Source organism: Brevundimonas sp. NIBR10 (genome assembly GCF_027912515.1).
In the GTDB taxonomy this organism is placed as follows: Bacteria; Pseudomonadota; Alphaproteobacteria; order Caulobacterales; family Caulobacteraceae; genus Brevundimonas.
Genome location: NZ_CP115464.1, coordinates 900,766 through 924,011, shown reverse-complemented (window position 1 = coordinate 924,011; position 23,246 = coordinate 900,766). Strand labels below are relative to the sequence as shown.

Here is a 23,246-nt window from a genome sequence, read left to right as displayed (position 1 = left end):
GAACTTACGCCGCCGCCTTCATCTGCGCTCGGGCCACCTCGCAGGCACCCTCGAACTTCTCGATGGCCTCGCGCGCCTCATCGAGCGTGATGTTCAGCGGCGGCAGGATGCGGCAGCAATTGTCGCCGCCGCCGGCGATCAGCAGATGCTGTTCATCGCGCGCGAGGGCCATGAAGTCACGGTTGTTGGGGATCAGCTTGACCCCGATCAGCAAACCCTTGCCGCGCACATCGGCGATCACGTCGGGAAACCGTTCCTTCAGCCCGTGCAGCTGCTGCTTCAGGTAGCCGGCGATCTCGTTGACGTTCTGGATCAGCGCGGGCTTCACCAGTTCGCCGAAGGCCGCAACGCCAACCGCCATGGCCAGGGGATTGCCGCCGAAGGTCGAGCCGTGGGCTCCGACCGTCATGCCCGACGCTGCCTTCTCCGACGCCAGGCAGGCCCCGATGGGGAAGCCGCCGCCCAGGGCCTTGGCGATGGCCATGATATCGGGCTCCATCCCGGCCCATTCGTGGGCCCAGAGCTTGCCGGTCCGGCCCATGCCGCACTGGACCTCGTCGAAGATGATGAGCACGCCGTGCTGGTCGCAGAGCTCGCGCAGGCCGCGCAGGCAGACGTCCGGCATGGCGCGGCAACCGCCCTCGCCCTGGACCGGCTCGACGATGATGGCGGCGGTCGTCGGGGCGGCGATGGCGGCCTTCAGCGCCTCGTGGTCGCCCCAGGTCAGCTGGTGGAAGCCCTCCATCGGCGGACCGAAGCCGTTGGTATAGCTGGGGTTGGCCGCCGCGTTGATCGCGCCATAGGTACGGCCGTGAAAGGATCCGTCGAAGCCGTAGATGTCGATCCGCTCAGGCGCACCGGCGTGGTGGTGGTATTTGCGCGCGGTCTTGATCGCGCACTCGACCGCCTCGGTGCCCGAGTTGGTGAAAAAGACGGCATCTGCGAACGAATGCTCGCACAGCATGTCGGCCAGCTTTTCCTGGTCCGGAATCCGGAAGATGTTGGACACATGCCACAGCTTCTCGGCCTGGTCCTTGACCGCCTGGACCAGGATCGGATTGGCGTGACCCAGAGCGTTGGTCGAGATGCCGGAAACGCAGTCTAGGTATTCCGTGCCGTCCACCGACCACAGACGCATGCCTCGCCCGCGATCCACTTCCAGCGGCGCGCGATTGTAGACACCCATCAGATGGCTTGTGGACACGGGACCTGTACCTCCAAAAGCAATGAAGCCCCGACGCGGGCGCGGCGGGACTTTCCTAAAGCGACGTTGTCGGACGCGAGACGAGGTGAGTCAACTCACGGCTCCGAATCGCGACATCGAAACGCCTTGACCGTTCCAGTGTTACAGCATAGTGGAACGCCCGCAATGACCGATGCCCTTCCCAACCCGGCCCCCGACAAGGCCTCACGATCGGCGGATGCCGATCGGGCGGCGCTGTTCGACGCCCTGTTGTCGCTGAAGACGCGCGACGAGGTCGATGCCTTCCTGGCCGACCTCTGCACCCCGTCCGAGGTCCGCGCCTTCGCCGAACGCTGGGCCGTCGCCCGGCTGCTGGCGCAGAACTGCAAATCCTATCGCGAGATCGCGCTGGAGGCCGGGGCCAGCCCCACCACCGTCGTGCGCGTCGCGCGGTTCCTGAAAGAGATGCCGCATCAGGGTTATCGCCTGGTGCTCGATCGTCTGAACTCGAAAGCCTGACATTTCCATGAGTACCGTCCAGGGGCGACTTCGCATCGCCATCCAGAAATCCGGCCGCCTGTCCGAACGCAGCCTCGACCTGATCCGCGACGCGGGTCTCAAGTGGGTCAAAGGCGCCAACGACCTGCTGTACAAGGTCGAGAACTATCCGATCGACCTGCTGCGGGTCCGCGACGACGACATTCCCACGTTTGTCGCCGACGGCGTCTGTGATCTCGGCATCGTCGGCGAGAACGTGCTGGAGGAGGACAAGAACGGCGGCAGCCATGCCGAGGTCGTCATGCCGCTGGGCTTCGGCCGCTGCACGCTGAAGCTCGCGGTGCCGCCGACCATGACCTATGCGGGCCCGCGCTCGCTGGCCGGACTGCGGATCGCGACCTCCTATCCCAAGATCCTGCAACGCTATCTGGACGACCAGGGCATCGGGGCCGAGATCGTGACCATGCGTGGTGCCGTCGAGGTGGCGCCGAGGCTGAAGCTCGCCGCCGCGATCTGTGACCTGGTCTCGACGGGCGCGACGCTGGAGGCCAACGGCCTGATCGCCAAGGAGACGGTGCTGCAAAGCCAGGCCGTCCTGATCAAGTCTCCGACCCCGCCGGAGCCCGCCCTGCAACACCTGCTGGATTCGATCGTCGAGCGGATGGCGGGCGTGGTGTCCTCGCAGGGGGCCAAATATGTGATGCTGAACGCCCCACGTTCGGCCCTCGACGCGATCACCGCCATCCTGCCCGGCGCCGGCGCGCCGACAGTCATGCCGTTGATGGGCCGCGACGACGCCGTCGCCGTCCACGCCGTCTGCCAGGAAGCGGTGTTCTGGGAGACGCTGGAGAAGCTCAAGGCGGCCGGAGCCTCCGCTATCCTGGTGCTGCCGATCGAGAAGATGATGTGATGGCCACGACCGCCTTCAAACGCATTGACTGGGCGTCGCTAGATGCCGCCGGGCGCAAGGCCGCTCTCGCTCGCCCGCGCCAGAGAACGGAGGGCCGCGTCACCGACGTGGTCCGGGAGATCTTCGACGACGTCCAGACAAGGGGCGGCGCCGCCGTCGCCGACTGGGCGATCAAGCTCGACAAGGCCCCGCCCCGGCGCATCGCGATCACGCCGGATGTCGTGGCGGCCGCGCGCGACGCCCTGCCGCCCGCCGACACGCGCTGCATCCGCATCGCCGCCGAGAATGTCCGCGTCTTCCACCAGGCGACCCGGCCCGAGGACACCGCGTTCGTCGAGACCACACCGGGCGTGCGCTCGAAACTGGTCTGGCGCCCCATCGGCGCGGCGGGCCTCTATGTGCCCGGCGGTTCGGCGCCGTTGTTCTCGTCCCTGCTGATGCTGGCCATCCCGGCTCAGGTCGCGGGGGTGCGCCAGCGAGTGGCGGTCACGCCTCCGTCGAAGGACGGCGGGGTCCACCCGGCGATGATCATCGCCGCCGCCGAGGCCGAGCTGGACGCCCTGTGGCTTGTCGGCGGGGCCCAGGCGATTGCGGCCATGACCTTCGGCGCGACCTTCGACGACGGCGAGATCGTGGCCTGCGACAAGCTGTTCGGACCCGGCAACGCCTATGTCGCCGAGGCCAAGAAATATGCCTCGTCCCTGCCCGGCGGTCCGTCGGTCGACATGCCGGCGGGACCGTCGGAACTGCTGGTCATCGCCGACGGGTCGGCCGATCCCGAGATCGCCGCCGCCGACCTGCTCAGCCAGGCCGAACACGACGCCGACGCTCAGGTCATCCTGGTCTGCGACTCGACCGCGACGATCAACGCCATCCTCGAAGCCGTCGAGGAGCAGCTCGAGACCCTGCCCCGCGCCGAGATCGCGCGCGCCTCGCTCGCGGAAGCCCGGATCATCAAGGTGAGCGATACGGCGACCGCCTGTGAAGTGACCAACCTGTACGGACCGGAACACCTAGCCATCCAGACGGAGGACGCCGAGGCCCTAGTCGCCTCCATCACCGCCGCAGGCGCCGTCTTCGTCGGCCGTTTCGCGGCCGAGACCCTGGGGGACTACGCGGCGGGCCCCAGCCACGTCCTGCCCACCGACGGCGGGGCCCGGACTCTGGGCGGGATCACGACGTCGAGCTTCATGACCACCATGTCGGTCCAGACGGTGACGGAAGCGGGCGCGGCGGTGCTGGCCCCCGTGGCGGCCCGACTGGCGCGGCTGGAAGGCCTGGAAGCCCACGCGCGGGCGGCGGATCTGAGGAGCGCGGTATGACCCTGCCCGCTCCCTATCCCCCGTTGGTCGCAGGCGGCGACGGCCTCGACCGCTATCCGGCCGATCCGTCGGCGCTGGCCGCGCGCATGGCCCAGATTTACCGCGTGCCCCCCGAGCAGGTGCTGCCGATCCGGGGCCTGACCCACGGGCTGGAACTGGTCTGGCGTCTGGCCGCGCAAGCGAACCAGAGTGTTCAGGCCCCCGACGCCGAACCCTATACCCGCCTCGACGCCATCTATGGCCGCAAGGGCGACACCGCTGCGGTCGTCATCCGCGCCCTCGGCTCGCCCGAGGCGGTCGCAGAGATGGCCGCCCGCGTCGCCCCGGCTCTGCTAGTCGTGGACGAAGGCCTGATCGAGTTCGCCGACACGGCGTCGGCCGCCACCATCCTCGACGCCCACGCCAACCTCGTAGTCCTGCGCAGCCTGTCCCTGGCCTATGGGCTGGCCGGTGCCCGCGTCGGTGCCGCGCTCGCCCAGGCGACAACCCTGGCCCGGCTGTCGGCCATGCTCGAGCCCTATGCCCTGCCCGAACCGCTGGTCCGACTGGCGCAACAGGCGCTCGACCCGTCGCGGATGATCGAGACCGCCGAACGGATCACAGGCGTCAAGCGCGAGCGCGCCCGCATCGCCCGCGAAGTGTCACGGCTGATGACGGTCGAGACCGGCGTCGGCCCCATCCTGATGGCCCGGCCCACCGATCCGGAAGCCCTGCTGGCCGAGTTTGCGAAATACGGCGTGGCCGCCGACCGCTCCGGCGACCGGCTGCGCCTGCCGATCTCGCTGAAGCCCGAGGTCAACGACCGGCTGTTGCTGGCGCTGGGCCTGACCCCGCCGCGCAGTCGCCCGGCCCGTCTCGGCCAGGCCGTGAGAGATACGAAGGAGACGCGGATCGTCTGCGCCGTCGATCTGGACAGCCCCGGTCCCGTCGCCATCCACACCGGCGTCGGCTTCTTCGATCACATGCTAGAACAGGTCGCGGCCCACGGCGGCTTCTCGATCCGGCTGGCCTGCGAAGGCGACCTGCACACCGACGCCCACCACACCATCGAGGACAGCGCCATCGCCCTGGGCCAGGCCCTGAAACAGGCGCTGGGCGAGCGGCGCGGCATCGCCCGCTACGGCTTCGTCCTGGCCATGGACGAGGCCGAGGCCCATATCGCCATCGACCTGTCGGGCCGTCCCTATCCACTGTTCGAGGGAAGCTTCTCGACCCCCATGATCGGCGAATACCGTACCGACCTGACCGCCCATGTGTTCCGCTCGCTGGCCGAGGCTATGGGCGCCGCGATCCACGTCAAGGTCACCGGCGACGACGACCACCACAAGACCGAGGCCGTCTACAAGGCCTTCGGCCGCGCCCTGAGACAGGCCATCCGCATCGAAGGCGACGCCGTTCCATCGACAAAGGGTGTCCTGTGACCGTCGCCATCATCGGATACGGGGCCGGCAACACCGCCTCGGTGCAGTTCGCGCTGGAGCGGCTGGGGTGCGAGGCCGTCATCACCTCGGACCCTGAAGTTGTCGCCTCGGCCGACAAGGTCATCCTGCCCGGCGTCGGCGCGGCGGGCTATGCGATGGCGCGGCTGGCCGAACTGGGCCTGATCGACCCGATCCGGTCGTTCGAGCGGCCGCTGCTGGGCGTCTGCCTCGGCCAGCAACTGCTGTTCGAGCGCAGCGAGGAAGGCAACGGCGTCGATCTGCTCGGCTTCATCCCCGGAACCGTGACCCGGCTGAACGTCCGGCCGGACCTGACCGTGCCGCACATGGGCTGGACCCAGCTGGACCGGGGTCAGCCCGACCCGCTGCTGGAGGGGGTCAACGACGGCGACTATGCCTATTTCGTCCATAGTTTCGTCTGTCCCGACAGCGACGCGACGATCGCCTGCGCCGACTATGGGACCGATGTCCCTGCCGTGGTCCGCTCGGGCAATCGCTGGGGCTGCCAGTTTCACCCAGAGCGTTCGGCGGCGACCGGCGCGCGTATCCTGAAGAATTTCCTGAGCCTGACATGATCATCTATCCCGCCATCGACCTGAGGGAGGGCGTCTGCGTCCGGCTGATGCACGGCCGGTTCGATCAGGTGACGCAGTACGACGACAATCCCGCCGACCGGCTGGCCGGTTTCGTGGCCGAGGGCGCGACCTGGGTGCACATCGTCGATCTGGACGGGGCCAAGGCGGGCAAAGCCGTGCAGCATGAACTGATCGGCAAGCTGGCCGCCGGGACGACGGCCTCGATCCAGTCGGGCGGCGGGGTGCGCACGGCCGAGGATGTCGAGCGGCTGGTGGACGCCGGTGTCACGCGCGTCGTCGTCGGATCGCTGGCGGTGACGAAGCCGGATGAGGTCGCGGCCTGGCTGGCGCGGTTCGGACCCGAGCGGCTGACGCTGGCCTTCGATGTCCGCGTCGGCGAGGACGGAGTTCCGACGCCGTCGCTCAAGGGCTGGACCGAGGCAGCCGGGTTCGACCTGTGGAGCGCGCTGGACCGCTATCCCGCCGGGACGCTGAGTCACGTCCTGATCACCGACGTGGGTCGCGACGGCGCCCTGACCGGTCCCAACCTCGACCTGCTGGGCGAGGCGCGGCGGCGCAGGCCCGACCTGAAGATACAGGCATCGGGCGGGGTGTCGTCGCTGGACGACCTGACGGCCGCCGCCGCCATCGGTTGCGACGGGGCCATCGTCGGCCGCGCCATCTACGAGGGCCGGTTCACTGCCGGTCAGGCCATCGAGGCCACCCGATGACGGCGCGGCGGATCATCCCCTGCCTCGACGTCAAGGACGGCCGCGTCGTCAAGGGGGTCAAGTTCGAGGGCCACATCGACATGGGCGATGCCGCCGAGCTGGCTGCCCGCTATCGCGACGAGGGTGCCGACGAACTGGTCTTCTACGACATCACCGCGTCGCCCGAGGGCCGGACGCTGGACTACACCTGGGTCAAGTCGATCGCGCGGCTTCTGGACATCCCCTTCTGCGTGGCCGGCGGCATCCGGTCGGTGGATCAGGCCGCCGCCTGTCTGGACCACGGCGCCGACAAGGTCTCGATCAACTCGCCGGCCCTGGAGCGCCCCGAGCTGATCGGCGAGATGGCGGCGCGGCTGGGCAGCCAGTGCGTGGTCGTCGGCGTCGATTCCCGGCGCGAGAACGGCGAATATGTCGTTCACAAATACACGGGCGACCCCGATGCGCGCCGCCTGGCCGGACGCCGGACACTGGACTGGATCGTGGAAGCGCAAACGCTCGGCGCAGGCGAGATCGTGCTCAACTGCATCGATCAGGACGGGGTGCGTCAGGGCTATGATACCGCTCAACTGGCCGACGCCCGCTCGCGCCTGACCATCCCCCTGATCGCCTCGGGCGGCGCGGGGGCGGTGTCGCATTTCCTCGACGTTTTCGACCGCGCCAATGTGTCGGGCGCACTGGCGGCCAGCGTGTTCCACACCGGTGCGATCGCGATCCCGGACCTGAAAGCCTCGCTGGCGGCGTCGGGCGTGGAGGTGAGGCTGTGACTGTTCCAATGACACTCGATCCCGACACCCTCGACTTCGCCAAGGGCGACGGCCTGATCCCGGCCATCGTGCAGGACGCCGATACACTTCAAGTGCTGACGCTAGCCTATATGGACCGCGCCGCGCTGGAGGAGACGATTTCATCCGGCGAGGCCACCTTCTATTCCCGCTCGCGTGGAGGGCGGTGGCGCAAGGGCGAAACGAGCGGCAACCGGCAGACGGTGGTGTCGATCACCCCCGACTGCGACGGCGACGCCCTGGTCCTGGGCGTGCGGCCGATGGGGCCGGCCTGTCATCTGGGGACGACCAGCTGTTTCGGGAACGACGAGGCTCCCGGCGTGGGTCGGATCGCGGCGCTTGAACGCACCATCGTCGAACGCGCGGCGCAGGACCCGTCCGTCAGCTACACCGCCCGCCTGATCGCTGAAGGACCCAAACGCCTGGCCCAGAAGGTCGGGGAAGAAGGCGTCGAGACGGCCCTGGCCGGGGTCGCCGGGCCCGACGAAGAACTGGCCAGCGAGGGCGCGGACCTGATCTACCACTTGCTGGTTCTGTTACGGGCGCGTCACATGTCGTTTCAGGACGTTCTCGACGTGTTGGCCCGGCGGGCACAACCAGCCAAAGACGCAACCTGAGCTGTCCGGCCGCGCTACCGTCATTCGGGACCGCGAACGAGATCAGGCAAGGCAGGAAGGACGACAAGCATGGCGGCACTCGTGCTGTTCGGCGGCGGTGGCGATCTGGCGATGCGGATGCTGCTGCCTTCGCTCTATTTCCTCGACCATGAAGGCCGCCTGCCCGAGGACCTGAAGATCATCGGCGCGGCCCGCTCCGAAGAGACGGCCGACGAATATATCGAAAAGGTTCGCACCGCCTGCGAGAGCAAGGCCAGGGCCGACGACGTCTGGGACGAGGCGACCTGGTCGCGGATGAAGGCCCGCCTCGACTATCTGGCCGTCGACGCCACCAGTGCCGAGAGCCTGAAACCCCTCAAGGACAAGGTCGGGGACGGGGACGTGACGTCCTTCCTCGCTGTCTCTCCGTCCCTCTATGCTCGCATCGTCACGGCCATGCGCGCGGCGGGTCTGGCCGAGGCCAACGACCGGGTGGTTCTGGAAAAGCCGGTCGGGCGCGACCTCGACAGTTTCCGCGAGATCGACGACGCGGTCTCGGACGCATTTTCGGAAAGCCAAGTGTTCCGCATCGACCACTATCTGGGCAAGGAGACGGTCCAGAATTTGATTGCCCTGCGGTTCGGCAACACGGTGTTCGAGCCCCTGTGGAACGCCCAGAACATCGATCACGTCGAGATCACCATCGGCGAGACGGTCGGGGTCGGCGACCGCTGGCCCTACTATGACGAATACGGCGCGCTGCGGGACATGCTGCAGAACCATATGCTCCAGCTGCTGTGTCTGGTGGCGATGGAGCCGCCGTCGGACCTCGATCCCGAGTCGGTGCGCAACGAGAAGGTCAAGGTTCTGCGGTCCTTGCGCCCGATCACCCACGAGGAGGCCGAGCGGGTCACGGTGCGCGGCCAGTACGTCGGCGGCATCGTCGATGGCGAGACGGTCAAGGGCTATGACGAGGAACGCGGCCAGCCGTCGGACACCGAGACCTTCGTCGCCATCCGGGCCGACATCGACAACTGGCGCTGGGCCGGCGTGCCCTTCTTCATGCGCACCGGCAAGCGGTTGCCGGAGAAGCGCACCGAGATCGTCATCGCCTTCAAGCCCCTGCCCCATTCGATCTTCGACGGTCGCGAGGGCGAGCCCCAGGCCAACCGGATGATCATCGAGCTTCAGCCCGAGGAAGACATCTCCCTGACGGTGATGAACAAGAAGGCCGGTCTGGATGCCCAGATGCAGCTCCAGCCAATCAAGATGAGCCTGAGCTGGGGCTTCCGCGACAAGACCGAGACCCCGCCGCGCCGCCGCATCGCCTATGAGCGGCTTCTTCTCGACGCCCTGAACGGCGATTCGACCCTGTTCGTGCGCCGGGACGAGGCGGAACAGGCGTGGAAATGGGTCGATGAGGTCTCCCAGGCCTGGTCCGACGGAAATGTGAAGCCCCAGGACTATGTCGCCGGCACCTGGGGTCCCGACACGGCCGACATGCTGATGGCCCGCACCGGGCGCGACTGGAACACGATCGACGTGCGCGACTGATGGTAGAGATCGAAACCTTCCCCACTCTCGACACCTGGGCCGCCTCCATCGCGGGACGGATCGAGGAGACCCTGGGCGCCGCCGTGCTCGAGACCGGCTGGGCCCTGTTCGCCGGTCCGGGCGGATCGACGCCCGCGCCGGTCTATGCCCGCCTGGCCCAGGCCGACATCGGCTGGGACCGGATCGCCGTGACCCTGGTGGACGAGCGCTATGTGCCCGAGACCTCGCCGGAGTCGAACGCGCGGCTGATCCGCGAGGTGCTGCTGCAAGGTCCGGCCGCCGCCGCGCGGTTCCTGCCCCTTTATCATGCCGCCGTGACGGTGGACCGGGCCGCTGCGCTCGCCGCCCATACTCTGGCCCAGGCCGGGGGCCGGTTCGACGCCGTCCTGCTGGGCATGGGCGAGGATGGACACATCTGTTCCATGTTCCCCAACTCGCCGACGCTGAAGACCCTGCTGTCCCCGACGCTGAAGCCCACGGTTCTGGGCGTGCCCCACGGCCGCGACGGCATGGCCCCCAGCCTGGAGAGGCTGTCGATCAATCTGCCCTATCTGATGACGGCGGGCCGGGTCATCCTGGGCCTGAAGGGTGCCGAGAAGCGCGCCGTGTTCGAGCGCGAGGCAGCGGGCGATCCCGCCCTCCAGCCGATCGCCGCCCTGATCGCGGCCAAGGTCCCCCTCGAAGTCGTCTGGACGGAGGCGAACTGATGCCCCACTTCAATCGCCCGCCGATGCACCCGGTCGTCGCCGAGGTCACCGCCCGCATCACGGCCCGCTCGGCCGAGCTTCGCGCCGACTATCTGCGACGCATGGACGCCGCCCGTGATTCCGGGACCGGACGCGCCAAACTGTCCTGCGCCAACTGGGCCCACGCCTTCGCCGGCCAGACCATCGCCGACAAGCTGACCGCCATGGACGGGTCCCGGCCCAACGTCGGCATCGTCACCGCCTATAACGACATGCTGTCGGCCCATCAGCCGTTCGAGCGTTTCCCGGCCGTGATCCGCGAGGCCGTGCGCACGGTCGGGGCGACGGCTCAGGTCGCCGGGGGCACGCCCGCCATGTGCGACGGGGTCACCCAAGGCCGCCCCGGGATGGAGCTGAGCCTTTTCAGCCGCGACGCCATCGCCATGTCGGTCGGTGTGGCCCTGACCCACGACGCCTTCGACGCCGCCATGATGCTGGGGGTCTGCGACAAGATCGTGCCCGGCCTGTTTATGGGGGCACTTGCCTTCGGCCACCTGCCGGTCGTCTTCGCCCCCGCAGGGCCCATGCCGTCCGGCATCCCCAATGCCGAGAAGGCCCGCGTCAGGGCGCTCTATGCCCAAGGCCAGGTCGATCGCCAGACCCTGTTGGACTCGGAGATCGGCTCCTATCATTCGCCCGGCACCTGCACCTTCTACGGCACCGCCAACTCCAACCAGATGATGATGGAGCTGGGCGGGCTTCACATGCCCTCCACCGCCTTCGTCCACCCGGAGACCGGCCTGCGCGACGCCCTGACGGCAGCGGCGGCCAAGCGGGCGGTCGAACTGGCCCGCAGCGGCGAGTGCCGGATGGCCGACGTCGTGTCGGAGAAGTCGGTCGTCAACATGATCGTGGCGCTGCTGGCCACCGGCGGATCGACCAACCACGCCATCCATCTGGTCGCCATGGCCCGGATGGCCGGGGTCCTGATCGACTGGACCGACATGGACCAGCTGTCGTCGGCGACGCCCCTGCTGGCGCGGGTCTATCCCAATGGTTCGGCCGATGTGAACGCGTTCCAGGCGGCCGGCGGGGTCGCCTTCGTGGCCCGCGAACTGGCGGGCGCGGGCATCCTGCATTCCGATGTCACCACCATCATGGGCGAGGGAATCGAGGCCTATTTCCAGGAACCGTCCATGGTTGACGGCGAACTGGTCTGGCGCGACGGCGTGGCCGAAAGCCTGGATCGCGACATCCTGCGCCCCGCATCGGACCCGTTCGACGTCGAGGGTGGACTGCGGCTGGTCAAGGGCGACCTCGGCCGGGCGGTCATCAAGGTCTCGGCCGTCAAGCCCGAGAACCGCATCGTCGAGGCTCCGGCCGAGGTCTATGAGACCCAGGAAGACGTCCTGGCCGACTTCAAGGCAGGCAAGCTGGACCGCGACGTCATCGTGGTGCTGCGCTTCCAGGGGCCGCGCGCCAACGGGATGCCGGAACTTCACTCCTTGTCGCCCGCGCTCGGCGTGCTTCAGGACAAGGGGTTCAAGGTCGCCCTGGTCACCGACGGCCGGATGTCGGGCGCGTCGGGCAAGACGCCCGCCGCCATCCACGTCAGCCCCGAGGCCCTGGCCGGGGGTCCGCTCGCCCACGTCCGCACCGGGGACCTCATCCGTCTGGACGCCGACGCCGGTGTCCTGTCCACGGTCGGGGGGGTCGATCTGACGTCGCGCCCGGGGGTCGAGCGTGCCGCCGCCCACTCGGAGGGTGCATCCTGGGGCTATGGCCGCGAACTGTTCGCCGCCTTCCGCCACGTCGTCGGGACGGCGGAGGAAGGGGCCTCGGTCTGCTTCCTGCCCGTGCCCGGTTCCGCGCGGCACACCGACACGCCGCCCGAACCCAATCTCGTCGATCGGGCCGTGGACGCTTAAGAACAACAAGAAAAACGGCCCTCACCTCGCGAGCCACCGCGTGGCGAGCACAGGGCCCATCGGAGGACGCTTATGACTGTTCAATGGGACAAGACCCTGCTCGTCGGCGATGTGGGCGGCACCAACGCCCGCTTCGCCCTGGCCCATATGGTCGAGGGCAGGCCTGTGCTGGAGAACCATCAGAGCTTTCCGGCGGCCGAACACCCGACCTTCCTGGGCGGGATCAGGGCCTATCTGGACGGCTGTGAGATCAAGCCCACGGCCTGCGTCCTGGCGGTCGCCGGGCCGGTGACCGACGGCGAGATCGACCTGACCAACTCGCCCTGGCGGGTATCGGAGGCCGAGCTGGAGACACTGGGGCTCAAGCCCGCACGCCTGATCAATGATTTCGAGGCCCTGGCCTGGGGGGCACCGGTCGTACCGGCCGATCAGTTGGCCTCGCTGGGCGGCCCCGACGAGGGCGAGGAGCACGCCACGGTCGCAGTCCTGGGCCCCGGCACCGGCTTCGGCGTCTCGGCCCTGGTCCGCGACGGCCGCGGCGGCGAGATGGCCATGCCGTCCGAGGGGGGCCACGCCTGCTTCCCCCCCGGCGATCCGATCGAGGACGAGATCCTGAGGATCCTGCGCAAACGCTATACCCGGGTCTCGATCGAGCGGCTGATCTGCGGGCCCGGCCTGTTGAACATGCACCGCGCCTTGGCCGAGATCGACGGGCGCGAGACCCATATCGACGACCCGGCCCAGATCACCCAGGAAGCGCTGGACGATCCGCGCAGTCACTGCGGCGCGACCCTGGCCCGGTTCTGCGCCATCCTGGGGGCGGTGGCGGGCGACATCGCCCTGACGACGGGCGCGCGTGGCGGAGTCTATATCGCCGGCGGCATCGCGCCACGCATCCTGCCCTTCCTCCAGGCCAGCCCATTCCGCGAGCGTTTCGAACGCAAGGGCCGGTTCCAGGACTATATGGCGGCCATCCCCACCAAGGTGATCCTGCACAAGCATGCGGCCCTGCTGGGGGCGGCCCGCGTGGCCTTCGCGGTGGCGGATTGAGACCGCCGTTATGCTGGGAACGCCCTAAAGCTTAGCAATAACAGTGCGCTGCACCATCAAATAATCATCACGGGCACGTGAACCAATCTGAAGCGGCACCGTTTGGGTCTTTCCAACAGGAAGGGAACTACCCCATGCGTAAACTGATCATCGCCTCCGCTGCCGTCGCCATGCTGGCCGGCGTCGCCGCCTGCGGCGAAAGCGCCGCCGACAAGGCCGCCGAGGTCCAGGCGGACTCGCTGGAGGCCCAGGCCGCCGCGACCCCGAACGAAGCCGAGGAAAAGGCCCTCAACGCCCAGGCCGACGTGATCGAGCAGCAAGCCGGCAACGCCGACGGCGGCATGACCACCGCCAACACCCCGAACACCTCGCCCTCGACCGGCGCGATGGCTCCGGGCGACACGGCGCCGAAGCACTAAGCCGCTTCTCTACCGATACGATCAGGCCCCCGTCGCAGAAGCGGCGGGGGCTTTTTCGTGGTTGCTGATATCAATCAATGCACAGCGTCGGATCGGCCTTGCCGCCCGTGATCGTGGTGTGACAGCCGAAGCGATCGCTATCCACCGTGCAGCGTCCCGCCACGGACGCCCCGGCCGGCGTGCTGATCGAGCCCTCGACCCGGCAATCGCCCTGACACTGGCCGTTGTCGGTGCAGGGTTTGTTGGCGTCGGCGTATTTCAGGATGCACTGCTGGCTCTGCATCCGGCCGACCCGCCGCAGTTCGCCGCCTCGTGCCGCACAGGAGGCCGCGTCGGCGCTCTGGACCGGCCCGGACGGCGCGGGACTGTCGGCCATCGGCGTACAGGCGGAAACCAGAAGAGCGGCAGCGGCGGCGATGAGGATCAGGCGCATGGTCGAAACTCCGTTTCGCCCTGACTGGGCGACGTTCGCGACCGTTGCATGACCATCACCCGTCTCGGTGGGCTATTTCCCGGTCGGCAGGAAGGGCGAGAAGGTGATGACGGTGAAGGTGTCGCGGATATGCGGCCGGGTCTGGACCGATTTCGTCACGAAGGTCCCGATGTCCATCTCTTTCGGCAGCTGGAACTTGGCCAGCAGGTCGTACTGGCCCGAGGTCGAATAGACCTCCGAGACGTTCTCGACATTGTCCACCATGTCGGCGGCGACGTCGTTGGCGTGGCCCAGCTCGCATTTGATGAAGACGAAGATGGCGGTCATCATGGCCGAAGGCTCCCGTGTCTGGAGCCGTTCCTAGCGGATGCGAACGTGACGGGTAAGAGCCGACCGGATCTCGAAGCGGGCTACAACAACCGCGCCGCCTGTCCCGACCACCCCGCCGTCATGGCCCGCTGGAAGGCCGAGGCCCAGGCCGCCCGGGCAGCCCATCCGCCGACCGTCCTGCGCTACGGTCCCGGCCCGCGCGAAACGATCGACCTGTTCGAGGCCGGGCCGGGCACGCCGATCGTCGCCTTCATCCACGGCGGTTACTGGCAGGCGCTGGATCCGTCCTGGTTCAGCTGGATCGCCCCGCCGTTGCTGGCCCACGGGATCAGCGTGGCCATCCCCGGCTACGACCTGTGCCCGGAGGTGTCGCTGGCCACCATCGTCGATCAGATGCGCACGGCGACGGCCCTGCTGACAGAGCGCGCCGGCGGGCCCCCGGTCCTCGTTGGCCATTCCGCCGGCGGCCATCTGGCGGCCTGTCTGCTCAGCGAGGGCCGGGCCGAGCGCGCGGTGTCCATCTCCGGCGTCTTCGACCTACGGCCGCTGGTTCACACCTCGATCAACACGGCGTTGCGTCTCGACCCACCCGAAGTCGCCCGCCTCAGCCCGCTGGGCTGGACCGTGCCTGAGGGAGCGGTCCTCGACTGTATCGTCGGCGGCGGCGAGACCTCGGAGTTCCTCCGTCAGAGCCGGACGATGGCCGAGGTCTGGGGTGCAGGCGGCGCGCAGACCCGGTTCGAGGCGCTGGGCACCCTCGATCATTTCACCGTGCTGGGCCCTCTGGCCGATCCGGACAGCACCCTGGTCGCCCGCATCGCCGATCTGGCCCTCAGCGCGTGACCACGGCGATGAACAGCAGCACCGCCAGCACCGCCGAAACCGCCTGCCAGAAGCGCACCGGATAGCGTTCCATCAGCGACAGGCTGTCGGCCATCGGGGCCGCCGTGGCGCTGCCGCTTTCCAGCACATGGATCAGTTCCTGAACGTCGGCGAACCGGTCGTCCGGGTCGGGCGCGACGGCCCGCACGATCGCCGCCTCGAGCCAGGCCGGCATGTCGGGCCGGTGCGTCGTCGGCCGCGTCAGCCGATCGAAACGGGGGCGACCCTCGGCCTGGCCCCACGGATACTGGGGCCCGCAGAACATCCGGTAGAGGGTCACGCCCAGGGCGAACTGGTCGCTGAGGGCGTCGCCGGCCGCACCTGAATGAAGCTCCGGTGCCATATAGCCCGGCGTCCCCGGTGCCTCGTTCTCGGAGAAATCCTCCGCGCCGAACCCTTCGATCCGGGGCAGGCGCGCGACGCCGAGGTCGATCAGCTTCAGTCCGCCTCCCTTTTCCAGGATGACATTGTCGGGCTTGATGTCGCGATGGGTGATGGTCTGGCGATGAAGGGCCTCCACCCCACGCGCCAGCCGGATCGCCGTGGAGACCCCCGACTGGATGTCCAGCGGACCTTCGCCCGCCAGCCGCCCATGCAGGGTCTGGCCGTCATAGAAGGGCTGGACGATATAGAGCCGGCTCTGGCGCCCCGCATCGACCGCCAGGGTCTTGCCGACGAAGGGACTGTCGATGCGCCGCCCGATGAAGCTCTCGCGCAGAAAGGCCGCCCGCGCGCCCTGTTCGGACAAAAGGGTGGGTTTCGGAAACTTGACCACGACCGGCGTCGGGTCGCTGCCGTCCCGCGCCAGGAACAGCCGCGTGTATTTCCCGTCCGACAGCGCCCGCTCCAGCGCATAGCCATCCACATTGTCGCCGACCTTGGGCGTCGGCAGGATCGGCAGGCCTTGCGCCTCTGCACCGATGGCGTCGCGGTCCAGGGCCGCGATGCGAACCACGTCCAGCACGATGGCCGTCGCATTGTCGCGCGTCCCGGCCAGCGTCGCCGCCTCGACGATGGCCTGCGCATCCGCATCGGGTGAGGCACGCCTGGCCAACAGGCGGCACAGGGCCTCATCGTCCACCACGCCGTGGACTCCGTCGCTGGTCAGCAACAGCCGGTCGTGGGCCTTCAGCGGCTGGACCCGGACGTCCAGCTTGACGTCCTGTTCGATGCCGACGGCGCGGTACAACACATGGTTCAGGCCCTGCTGCGACAAGGTGTGATCCTCGGTCAGCCGGGTCAGGACGCCGTCACGGAAATGCCAGGCCCGGCTGTCGCCCACGTGCAGGGCCGTCGCCTCGCGCCCGCGCAGCACCAGGGCGGTGAAGGTCGTCGCCGCCCCCGCCATGGCCGGGTCGGCCTTGCCCCGCGCATGGAGCCAGCGGTTGAACCCCCGCAGCGCCGCCACCCCCGCCGCCGCGATCCCGCCCAGCGGGTTCTGGCTCAGATAGCCGTCGATGAAGCTGCGGGCCGCCAGTTCGGACGCCACCCGCCCGGCCTTGGACCCCGAGACTCCGTCGGCGACCACCGCGACGATCCCGTGCAGCCGCTGCTCCGTCGGCGATCCGATATGGACCCCGCCGAAATCCTGGTTGTCCGCGCGCGGCCCCAGGGCCGTCGCAAACCCCGCCGCCACCTCCAGATCGCCGTCCGTGCTCATGCCGTGCCCCCTGTGAAGACAAGGGAGGCCGCGGCGGGCGAGGTCAAGGGGCCGGGAGCCTCGTCACACGGATTGATACCGGTTTACCGCCCTCGCCCTTGACGCGCACGGCCCCAGCGGCGACGCAGATCGCATCTTCCGGAGAGCCCCATGCCCATCGATCGCCTCAGCGTCCTGACCGCCCTCCAGACCCAGGGCGTCGCGCCGGTTTTCTATCATTCGGACCCGGAGGTCTGTCTGAACGTGATCCGGGCCTGTGCGCGCGGCGGAGCCAAGGCCGTTGAGTTCACCAATCGCGGCGACTTCGCCTGCGACCTGTTCGGCGAAATCAATCGCGAGATGATCAAGACCGACCCGGACGTGGTTCTCGGCATCGGCTCGATCATCGATGCGGGCACGGCGGCGCAGTTCCTCAATCGCGGCGCGCGGTTCGTGGTCAGCCCCTGTCTGGTGCCCGACGTGGCGCGGGTCTGCAACCGGCGCATGGTCGCCTACTTCCCGGGCTGCGGTTCGGTGCGCGACATCGGCGAGGCGCAGGAGCTGGGCTGCGAGATCATCAAACTGTTCCCCGGGGCCTCGGTCGGCGGACCGGACTTCGTCAAGGCGGTGCTGGGGCCCATGCCCTGGACCAAGATCATGCCGACCGGCGGCGTCGATCCGGACGCAGCGTCCATCGCCAAGTGGTTCGGCGCGGGCATCGTGGCGGCAGGCATGGGCTCCAAGCTGATCACCGATGCGGCGGTCAAGGCCGGCGACTGGGCCGGGATCGAGACCCAGGTCCGGGCCACCGTCGATGCCATCGCGGCCTTCCGCGCGAGCTGAGCCAGAACCCAATCGGCCCGGCGGTGTTCATTCGGCTCACTCCCAGCCGAGAGCCTTCCCATGACCGATCGCCTGACGATGCAGGATCCGCGCGAACAGTATCCGCGCCCGCCCTTTCCGAAACAGCCGCAACCCGCACCGGGCCTGGCCGAGCGGATGACGCCCGAGCCGGATCACGGCGAGACCAGCTACAAGGGGTCGGATCGGCTGGCCGGTCGCAAGGCCCTGATCACCGGCGGTGATTCTGGCATCGGTCGCGCCGCCGCCATCGCCTATGCACGGGAAGGTGCCGACGTGGCCATCGGCTATCTGTCGTCCGAAGCCGACGACGCCGACGACGTGATCAAATTGATCGAGGCGGAGGGCCGCACCGCCGTCGCCCTGGCCGGCGACGTCACCGACGAATCCTGGTGCCGCCAGATGGTCGAAAAGGCGGTCGAGGGTCTGGGCGGGCTCGACATCCTGGTGATCAATGCCGGCCACCAGCAGTTCCGCGAAGACGTGTCCCAGGTCTCCACCGCCGATTTCGACGTGACCATGAAGACCAACCTGTACGCCCTGCACTGGATCGTCCAGGCGGCAGTGCCGCATTTACCGGCGGGGGCCTCGGTGATCACCACGGCCTCGATCCAGGCCTATGAGCCCTCGGCCATCCTGCTGGACTATGCGACCACCAAGGCCGGGATCGTCGCCTATACCAAGGCCCTGGCCAAGCAGCTGATCGAGAAGGGCATCCGCGCCAATGTCGTAGCCCCCGGTCCGTTCTGGACCGTGCTGCAACCCTCGGGCGGCCAGCCTCAGGAGAAGGTCCAGCATTTCGGCGAACAGTCCGCCTTCGGCCGTCCGGGTCAGCCGGTGGAGATCGCGCCAGTCTATGTGCTGCTGGCGTCCCAAGAATCCAGCTTTACGACCGGTGAGGTCTATGGCGTGACGGGCGGCGCGGGCATCGCCTGATCGCTCCAGGCGGCGAGGGCGTGGTCGATGTCGATCAGGCCGCGTCGCGCCGGGTCGATGGCGGCAGGGGTATCGGAGAACCGAGGCGCCGGGGCCGGCTGGCGCACCCCATCGACCTCGATCAGGGTTTGGCGCGCGGCGTTGTGCGGATGGTCGGCCGCCTCGGCGAAATCGAGCACCGGCGACACGCAGGCGTCGGTGCCCTCGAACCGCGCGGCCCATTCGTCGCGGGTCCGTGTGGCAAAGACCCCGGCGAAGGTCTCGGCCATCGCGGGCCAACCGGACGGATCGAACTGGTTGAAGGCGGCGGGATCGAGGTCCAGCCCGGCCAGCAATCGGCCGAAGAAGGCCGGCTCCAGCGCCCCGACCGCGACGGATCGCCCGTCGGCACAGGCATAGCAGCGGTAGAAGGGTTTGGAGCCGTCCAGCAGGTTCAGCCCACGCGCGTTCATCCACAGACCCGACGCCGCCAGCCCGTGGAACAGGCTGGAGAGGGCCGCGACCCCGTCGGTCATGGCCACATCGACGACCTGTCCCCGACCCGAGGCCCGCGCGGATATGATGGCAGCCAGCAGCCCCATGACCGCGAACATCGACCCGCCGCCATAGTCCCCGACCAGATTCAGTGGCACGGGCGGCGGCCGGTCCGGCGAGCCCATGGCCTCCAGCACGCCCGTCACCGCGATATAGTTGAGGTCGTGCCCGGCCCGCTCGGCCAGTGGCCCGGTCTGACCCCAGCCGGTCATGCGCACGAAGGCCAGCCGGGGGTTGACGGTCAAACACGCGTCCGGCCCGAGGCCCAACCGTTCCATGACGCCTGGCCGGAAGCCCTCGATCACCGCATCGGCACGTGCGACTAGGGACAGGGCCCGATCGCGGTCGGCCGGGACTTTCAGATCCAGATGGACGTGTTTCCGGTTGCGGTTCAGCACCGCCCCGCCTGTGTCGTCCCAGGCCTGGCCCGAGTTCGGGGCTCGCGCGATCCGCACGATCTCGGCCCCCAGATCGGCCAGCAGCATGGCCGCCAGCGGCACCGGGCCGATGGCGTCGAACTCGACGATGCGGACTCCCGCTAGGGGCCCGGGCGGGAGGGTCAAGACGGCATCCCCTAGCGAAGTGCGCCGGTCGCGACGCTTCGCAGGCCTAGCCGCGCGGCCGCCAGGTGACAAGGATCAGGGCCGGCTCGTCATCGGCCTGAGACCGGGTCACGCTCCATCTCAGCCGGCCGCCGTTGAGGCGGTAGCGATCCCGCTCCGCCACGCCCTCGGCAGTCTGGTCCAGCGCCTGGGTCAGCCCCTGTGCGGCGGCCCAGGCCTGAAGCGCACGATCCACGCCATCCTGCGCGTTTCGCTCAAGCATCATGTCCAGGGTACAGCTGTCACCGGTGACGCGAGCCGCGATCGATCCATCGGCGCGGGCAAGCTCGTAGAAGTCGCCCCAGAACTCGAACCCCGCCGCCCGCGCCCGCCGCTGCCTGGTCCGCGCCGAGGCGGAAGCCGGAATCATGCACACGCGATCGAGGGCAGGTCCGACGGCCTCGGCCACGCCGGTTTGAAGCGCGAGACTGGCCATGAGGGCGGGCAGGAGGGACACGGGCGGCTCCGAAGGGATCGTCCCATCATGCCGGTCGCGGTGCACGGTACCAGCGTCGAAAGCTGATGACCCGACGGGGATGCCAAGGCCACGGGTCACCCGGCCGGAACGAAACCGGGCCCCGTGTCGAAACACGGGGCCCGGATCACGCGGAAATGGAAGGCGAGGCTTAGGCCGCCGCGACCTCCGAGGCCTGTTCGGCCAGGATGGTCAGGCCGGCGGGGGTCACGTCGGCGAAGCCGCCGTGGACCTCGAACACGCGACGGGCCGAGCCGTCGAACACGGTGACCGTGCCTTCGCGCAGGGCCGTCATGAACGGCGCATGGTCGGGCAGGACGCCGAAGTCGCCCTCGACGCCCGGCGCATCGACCTGATCCACGAGGCCGGAAAAGACCTCGCGTTCAGGCGACACCAGCGAGAAGCTGAGCTTGCCGGCCATGGATCAGGCCGCCTCGGCAGCGAGCTTCTGGGCCTTCTCGACGGCTTCCTCGATCGCGCCGACCATGTAGAAGGCGGCTTCGGGGAGGTGGTCGTATTCACCGGCGACGATGCCCTTGAACGAGCGGATCGTGTCTTCCAGCGACACGAACTTGCCGGGCGAGTTGGTGAACTGTTCGGCCACGAAGAAGGGCTGAGACAGGAAGCGGCTGATTTTGCGGGCGCGCGAGACGACCAGCTTGTCCTCTTCCGACAGCTCGTCCATGCCCAGGATGGCGATGATGTCCTTCAGCGCCTTGTACTGTTGCAGGACTTCCTGGACCGAACGGGCGACGCGGTAATGTTCCTCGCCGATGACCAGCGGGTCCATGATGCGCGAGGTCGAGTCGAGCGGATCCACGGCCGGGAAGATGGCCTGGGCGGCGATGTCGCGGTTCAGCACGGTCGTCGCGTCCAGGTGGGCGAACGAGGCGGCGGGCGCGGGGTCGGTCAGGTCGTCGGCGGGAACGTAGATGGCCTGGATCGAGGTGATCGAGCCCTTCTTGGTCGAGGTGATGCGTTCCTGCAGGTTGCCCATCTCGGTGGCCAGGGTCGGCTGATAGCCCACGGCCGAGGGGATACGACCCAGCAGGGCGGACATTTCGGAACCGGCCTGCGTGAAGCGGAAGATGTTGTCGATGAAGAGCAGCACGTCCTTGCCCTCTTCGTCGCGGAAATATTCGGCCTGGGCCAGACCGGTCAGGGCGACGCGGGCGCGGGCGCCGGGAGGCTCGTTCATCTGGCCGTAGACCAGGGCGCACTTCGAGCCTTCGCCGCCGCCGGCGACGTTCACGTTGGACTCGATCATCTCGTGATACAGGTCGTTGCCCTCGCGGGTGCGCTCACCCACGCCGGCCAGAACCGAGTAACCGCCATACGCCTTGGCGATGTTGTTGATCAGCTCCTGCATGGTCACGGTCTTGCCCACGCCGGCACCGCCGAACAGGCCGGTCTTGCCGCCCTTGGTATAGGGGCAGATCAGGTCGATGACCTTGATGCCGGTGACGAGGATTTCCGACGAGGTCGACTGTTCCTCGAACGACGGGGCCTCGCGGTGGATCGGGCGGAACATCGTGGTCTGGATCGGGCCGGCTTCGTCGATCGGCGCGCCGACGACGTTCATGATGCGGCCGAGGGTGCCCGGGCCGACGGGAGCCAGGATCGAGGTGCCGGTGTCGGTGACCGGCTGACCGCGCGTCAGGCCTTCGGTCGTGTCCATGGCGATGGTGCGGACCATGTTCTCACCCAGGTGCTGGGCGACTTCGAGAACCAGGGTGAAGGGCTCGCCCGTCTTCTGGTCGACGTTCTGGGTCTGCAGGGCGTTCAGGATGGCCGGCAGCTGGCCGGTGAACTCGACGTCCACGACGGCGCCGATGACCTGGGCGATCTTGCCCACGCCGGTTCCGGCTGTGACGGCGGCGTTGCCGGTGGCGGCAGCGGCGGCCGGGGCCTTGGGCTTGCGGGCGGCGGGTTTCTTGGCGACGGTGTCGGTCATCGGGAGGGGTCCGTTTCGGTCTGTATCTGTCAGGATCGGAGGATCAGAGCGCTTCCGCGCCGGCGATGATCTCGATCAGTTCGGTGGTGATCTGGGCCTGGCGCTTGCGGTTGTACTGCAGCGTCAGCGAGTTGATGAGGTCGCCCGCGTTGCGGGTGGCGTTGTCCATGGCGCCCATCTGGGCCCCGAAGAAGCTGGCCTGGTTCTCGTACAGCGCGGCCAGCACCTGGGTGGTGATGTTGCGCGGCAGGACGACGTCGAGGATTTCCTCTTCCGAGGGCTCGTAGTCATAGACGGCACCGTTCAGGTCGATCGGAGCGGCGTCGCCGTCCACCACGGCCGGGATCAGCTGTTTCGGTGTCGGTACCTGGGAGATCACCGACTGGAAGCGGCTGTAGAACAGGGTCACGACGTCGGCGCGGCCGGCCTCGAACTCCTCGGCGATCAGGGCAGCGATCGGCTCGGCCGCAGCCATGCCGATGACCTTGTGTTCGCTGAGCTCGAAGGTGTGGATCAGCTTGTCGCCGTACAGACGGGCCAGACCGTCACGGACCTTGCGGCCCACGGCGATGACGCGGACGTCCTTGCCGTTGGCGATCAGGGAGTTGATCCGTTCCTTGGCGGCACGGATGACGTTGGTGTTGAAACCGCCCGCCAGACCCTTGTCGCCCGTGGCCACGACCAGCAGGTGCTTCTTGTCCGCGCCCGTTCCGGCCAGCAGTTTCGGCGCGCCGTCACCCGAGACGCCCGCCGCCAGATTGGCGATGACGGCGGCCATCTTGCGGGCATAGGGGCGCGCGCTCTCGGCCTGGTCCTGGGCGCGTTTGAGCTTGGCCGCGGCGACCATGTTCAGGGCCTTCGTGATCTTCTGCGTGGACTTCACGCTTCCGATCCGATTGCGCATTTCCTTCAGACTGGCCATCGGGC

At 68.4% G+C, this 23,246-nt stretch carries 25 protein-coding genes; 16 read left to right on the top strand and 9 right to left on the bottom strand.

The genetic code is table 11. The features are described from left to right. Window positions 1–4 precede the first annotated feature (4 nt). Window positions 5–1,204 (bottom strand): aspartate aminotransferase family protein, encoded by a 1,200-nt coding sequence (locus O5K39_RS04380; RefSeq protein WP_271146071.1) that lies wholly within the window; start codon window positions 1,202–1,204, stop codon window positions 5–7. Between the two features lie 165 nt (window positions 1,205–1,369). On the opposite strand from O5K39_RS04380, the gene O5K39_RS04375 reads away from it, so the two are divergent. The 13 genes from O5K39_RS04375 (at window position 1,370) to O5K39_RS04315 (ending at window position 13,673) form a co-directional block, all read left to right on the top strand. Next, window positions 1,370–1,702, top strand: coding sequence for a YerC/YecD family TrpR-related protein (locus O5K39_RS04375; protein WP_271146070.1), 333 nt, complete (start codon window positions 1,370–1,372; stop codon window positions 1,700–1,702). Between the two features lie 7 nt (window positions 1,703–1,709). Beyond that, complete coding sequence (gene hisG / locus O5K39_RS04370) at window positions 1,710–2,591, top strand: ATP phosphoribosyltransferase (RefSeq protein ID WP_271146069.1); 882 nt, start codon at window positions 1,710–1,712, stop codon at window positions 2,589–2,591. Next, on the top strand, window positions 2,591–3,913 hold the full coding sequence (gene hisD, locus O5K39_RS04365) for a histidinol dehydrogenase (RefSeq protein WP_271146068.1): 1,323 nt from the start codon (window positions 2,591–2,593) through the stop codon (window positions 3,911–3,913). The genes hisG and hisD overlap by 1 nt, the downstream gene beginning before the upstream one ends. Then, on the top strand, window positions 3,910–5,334 hold the full coding sequence (hisB, locus tag O5K39_RS04360; protein WP_271146067.1) for an imidazoleglycerol-phosphate dehydratase HisB: 1,425 nt from the start codon (window positions 3,910–3,912) through the stop codon (window positions 5,332–5,334). Before hisD ends, hisB begins: the two co-directional genes overlap by 4 nt. Further along, window positions 5,331–5,927, top strand: coding sequence for an imidazole glycerol phosphate synthase subunit HisH (hisH, locus tag O5K39_RS04355; RefSeq protein WP_271146066.1), 597 nt, complete (start codon window positions 5,331–5,333; stop codon window positions 5,925–5,927). The genes hisB and hisH overlap by 4 nt, the downstream gene beginning before the upstream one ends. Continuing rightward, window positions 5,924–6,658, top strand: a complete 735-nt coding sequence (gene hisA, locus O5K39_RS04350) for a 1-(5-phosphoribosyl)-5-[(5-phosphoribosylamino)methylideneamino]imidazole-4-carboxamide isomerase (RefSeq protein ID WP_271146065.1) — start codon at window positions 5,924–5,926, stop codon at window positions 6,656–6,658. The genes hisH and hisA overlap by 4 nt, the downstream gene beginning before the upstream one ends. Then, window positions 6,655–7,422 carry an imidazole glycerol phosphate synthase subunit HisF gene (hisF, locus tag O5K39_RS04345; protein WP_271146064.1) on the top strand — a complete coding sequence of 256 codons (768 nt, stop codon included), beginning with the start codon at window positions 6,655–6,657 and terminating at the stop codon, window positions 7,420–7,422. The genes hisA and hisF overlap by 4 nt, the downstream gene beginning before the upstream one ends. Before the next feature lie 8 nt (window positions 7,423–7,430). Beyond that, a complete protein-coding gene (hisIE, locus tag O5K39_RS04340; protein WP_271146063.1) occupies window positions 7,431–8,057 on the top strand; it encodes a bifunctional phosphoribosyl-AMP cyclohydrolase/phosphoribosyl-ATP diphosphatase HisIE in 627 nt (208 codons plus the stop codon). Window positions 8,058–8,126: 69 nt separating this feature from the next. Beyond that, on the top strand, window positions 8,127–9,590 hold the full coding sequence (gene zwf / locus O5K39_RS04335) for a glucose-6-phosphate dehydrogenase (protein ID WP_271146062.1): 1,464 nt from the start codon (window positions 8,127–8,129) through the stop codon (window positions 9,588–9,590). Next, complete coding sequence (gene pgl / locus O5K39_RS04330; RefSeq protein WP_271146061.1) at window positions 9,590–10,297, top strand: 6-phosphogluconolactonase; 708 nt, start codon at window positions 9,590–9,592, stop codon at window positions 10,295–10,297. Before zwf ends, pgl begins: the two co-directional genes overlap by 1 nt. Next, on the top strand, window positions 10,297–12,204 hold the full coding sequence (gene edd / locus O5K39_RS04325; protein WP_271146060.1) for a phosphogluconate dehydratase: 1,908 nt from the start codon (window positions 10,297–10,299) through the stop codon (window positions 12,202–12,204). The genes pgl and edd overlap by 1 nt, the downstream gene beginning before the upstream one ends. Before the next feature lie 72 nt (window positions 12,205–12,276). Further along, entirely contained in the window at window positions 12,277–13,254 is a 978-nt protein-coding gene (gene glk / locus O5K39_RS04320; protein ID WP_271146059.1) for a glucokinase, read from the top strand. Between the two features lie 134 nt (window positions 13,255–13,388). After that, the gene (locus O5K39_RS04315) at window positions 13,389–13,673 is read left to right on the top strand and encodes a hypothetical protein (RefSeq protein ID WP_271146058.1); all 285 of its coding nucleotides are present in this window, start codon (window positions 13,389–13,391) and stop codon (window positions 13,671–13,673) included. A gap of 70 nt (window positions 13,674–13,743) precedes the next feature. On the opposite strand, the gene O5K39_RS04310 is transcribed toward O5K39_RS04315, so the two are convergent. Then, a complete protein-coding gene (locus tag O5K39_RS04310) occupies window positions 13,744–14,106 on the bottom strand; it encodes a hypothetical protein (RefSeq protein ID WP_271146057.1) in 363 nt (120 codons plus the stop codon). A gap of 72 nt (window positions 14,107–14,178) precedes the next feature. Further along, window positions 14,179–14,436, bottom strand: a complete 258-nt coding sequence (locus O5K39_RS04305; RefSeq protein ID WP_271146056.1) for an Lrp/AsnC family transcriptional regulator — start codon at window positions 14,434–14,436, stop codon at window positions 14,179–14,181. Between the two features lie 45 nt (window positions 14,437–14,481). Between O5K39_RS04305 and O5K39_RS04300 the strand changes: the two genes are divergently transcribed. Continuing rightward, on the top strand, window positions 14,482–15,279 hold the full coding sequence (locus O5K39_RS04300) for an alpha/beta hydrolase (RefSeq protein ID WP_271146055.1): 798 nt from the start codon (window positions 14,482–14,484) through the stop codon (window positions 15,277–15,279). Here the strand turns inward: O5K39_RS04300 and O5K39_RS04295 are convergent. Then, on the bottom strand, window positions 15,269–16,978 hold the full coding sequence (locus tag O5K39_RS04295) for a bifunctional protein-serine/threonine kinase/phosphatase (protein ID WP_271146054.1): 1,710 nt from the start codon (window positions 16,976–16,978) through the stop codon (window positions 15,269–15,271). The two genes, O5K39_RS04300 and O5K39_RS04295, sit on opposite strands and share 11 nt — an antisense overlap. 150 nt (window positions 16,979–17,128) lie before the next feature. On the opposite strand from O5K39_RS04295, the gene O5K39_RS04290 reads away from it, so the two are divergent. Both O5K39_RS04290 and O5K39_RS04285 read left to right on the top strand, forming a co-directional pair. Further along, window positions 17,129–17,800 carry a bifunctional 4-hydroxy-2-oxoglutarate aldolase/2-dehydro-3-deoxy-phosphogluconate aldolase gene (locus O5K39_RS04290; protein WP_271146053.1) on the top strand — a complete coding sequence of 224 codons (672 nt, stop codon included), beginning with the start codon at window positions 17,129–17,131 and terminating at the stop codon, window positions 17,798–17,800. A 60-nt stretch (window positions 17,801–17,860) separates the two neighbouring features. Continuing rightward, window positions 17,861–18,754 carry an SDR family oxidoreductase gene (locus O5K39_RS04285; protein ID WP_271146052.1) on the top strand — a complete coding sequence of 298 codons (894 nt, stop codon included), beginning with the start codon at window positions 17,861–17,863 and terminating at the stop codon, window positions 18,752–18,754. On the opposite strand, the gene O5K39_RS04280 is transcribed toward O5K39_RS04285, so the two are convergent. The 5 genes from O5K39_RS04280 to O5K39_RS04260 all read right to left on the bottom strand — a co-directional run bounded on the left by O5K39_RS04280 (window position 18,721) and on the right by O5K39_RS04260 (window position 23,241). Continuing rightward, window positions 18,721–19,851, bottom strand: coding sequence for a CaiB/BaiF CoA-transferase family protein (locus O5K39_RS04280; protein WP_271146051.1), 1,131 nt, complete (start codon window positions 19,849–19,851; stop codon window positions 18,721–18,723). The genes O5K39_RS04285 and O5K39_RS04280 overlap by 34 nt on opposite strands. 46 nt (window positions 19,852–19,897) lie before the next feature. Beyond that, complete coding sequence (locus O5K39_RS04275; protein ID WP_271146050.1) at window positions 19,898–20,347, bottom strand: hypothetical protein; 450 nt, start codon at window positions 20,345–20,347, stop codon at window positions 19,898–19,900. Window positions 20,348–20,516: 169 nt separating this feature from the next. Then, window positions 20,517–20,786, bottom strand: a complete 270-nt coding sequence (locus O5K39_RS04270; protein WP_271146049.1) for an ATP synthase F1 subunit epsilon — start codon at window positions 20,784–20,786, stop codon at window positions 20,517–20,519. A gap of 3 nt (window positions 20,787–20,789) precedes the next feature. Further along, window positions 20,790–22,319, bottom strand: coding sequence for a F0F1 ATP synthase subunit beta (gene atpD / locus O5K39_RS04265; protein WP_271146048.1), 1,530 nt, complete (start codon window positions 22,317–22,319; stop codon window positions 20,790–20,792). Window positions 22,320–22,362: 43 nt separating this feature from the next. Continuing rightward, a complete protein-coding gene (locus tag O5K39_RS04260) occupies window positions 22,363–23,241 on the bottom strand; it encodes a F0F1 ATP synthase subunit gamma (protein ID WP_271146047.1) in 879 nt (292 codons plus the stop codon). Window positions 23,242–23,246 lie beyond the last annotated feature (5 nt).

Coding starts and splice junctions, on each gene's coding strand:
- O5K39_RS04375 (WP_271146070.1), top strand. CDS start 1,370: ATGACCGATGCCCTTCCCAACCCGGCCCCCGACAAGGCCTCACGATCG.
- hisG (WP_271146069.1), top strand. CDS start 1,710: ATGAGTACCGTCCAGGGGCGACTTCGCATCGCCATCCAGAAATCCGGC.
- hisD (WP_271146068.1), top strand. CDS start 2,591: ATGGCCACGACCGCCTTCAAACGCATTGACTGGGCGTCGCTAGATGCC.
- hisB (WP_271146067.1), top strand. CDS start 3,910: ATGACCCTGCCCGCTCCCTATCCCCCGTTGGTCGCAGGCGGCGACGGC.
- hisA (WP_271146065.1), top strand. CDS start 5,924: ATGATCATCTATCCCGCCATCGACCTGAGGGAGGGCGTCTGCGTCCGG.
- hisF (WP_271146064.1), top strand. CDS start 6,655: ATGACGGCGCGGCGGATCATCCCCTGCCTCGACGTCAAGGACGGCCGC.
- hisIE (WP_271146063.1), top strand. CDS start 7,431: ATGACACTCGATCCCGACACCCTCGACTTCGCCAAGGGCGACGGCCTG.
- zwf (WP_271146062.1), top strand. CDS start 8,127: ATGGCGGCACTCGTGCTGTTCGGCGGCGGTGGCGATCTGGCGATGCGG.
- pgl (WP_271146061.1), top strand. CDS start 9,590: ATGGTAGAGATCGAAACCTTCCCCACTCTCGACACCTGGGCCGCCTCC.
- edd (WP_271146060.1), top strand. CDS start 10,297: ATGCCCCACTTCAATCGCCCGCCGATGCACCCGGTCGTCGCCGAGGTC.
- glk (WP_271146059.1), top strand. CDS start 12,277: ATGACTGTTCAATGGGACAAGACCCTGCTCGTCGGCGATGTGGGCGGC.
- O5K39_RS04315 (WP_271146058.1), top strand. CDS start 13,389: ATGCGTAAACTGATCATCGCCTCCGCTGCCGTCGCCATGCTGGCCGGC.
- O5K39_RS04310 (WP_271146057.1), bottom strand. CDS start 14,106: ATGCGCCTGATCCTCATCGCCGCCGCTGCCGCTCTTCTGGTTTCCGCC.
- O5K39_RS04305 (WP_271146056.1), bottom strand. CDS start 14,436: ATGATGACCGCCATCTTCGTCTTCATCAAATGCGAGCTGGGCCACGCC.
- O5K39_RS04295 (WP_271146054.1), bottom strand. CDS start 16,978: ATGAGCACGGACGGCGATCTGGAGGTGGCGGCGGGGTTTGCGACGGCC.
- O5K39_RS04290 (WP_271146053.1), top strand. CDS start 17,129: ATGCCCATCGATCGCCTCAGCGTCCTGACCGCCCTCCAGACCCAGGGC.
- O5K39_RS04285 (WP_271146052.1), top strand. CDS start 17,861: ATGACCGATCGCCTGACGATGCAGGATCCGCGCGAACAGTATCCGCGC.
- O5K39_RS04270 (WP_271146049.1), bottom strand. CDS start 20,786: ATGGCCGGCAAGCTCAGCTTCTCGCTGGTGTCGCCTGAACGCGAGGTC.
- atpD (WP_271146048.1), bottom strand. CDS start 22,319: ATGACCGACACCGTCGCCAAGAAACCCGCCGCCCGCAAGCCCAAGGCC.
- O5K39_RS04260 (WP_271146047.1), bottom strand. CDS start 23,241: ATGGCCAGTCTGAAGGAAATGCGCAATCGGATCGGAAGCGTGAAGTCC.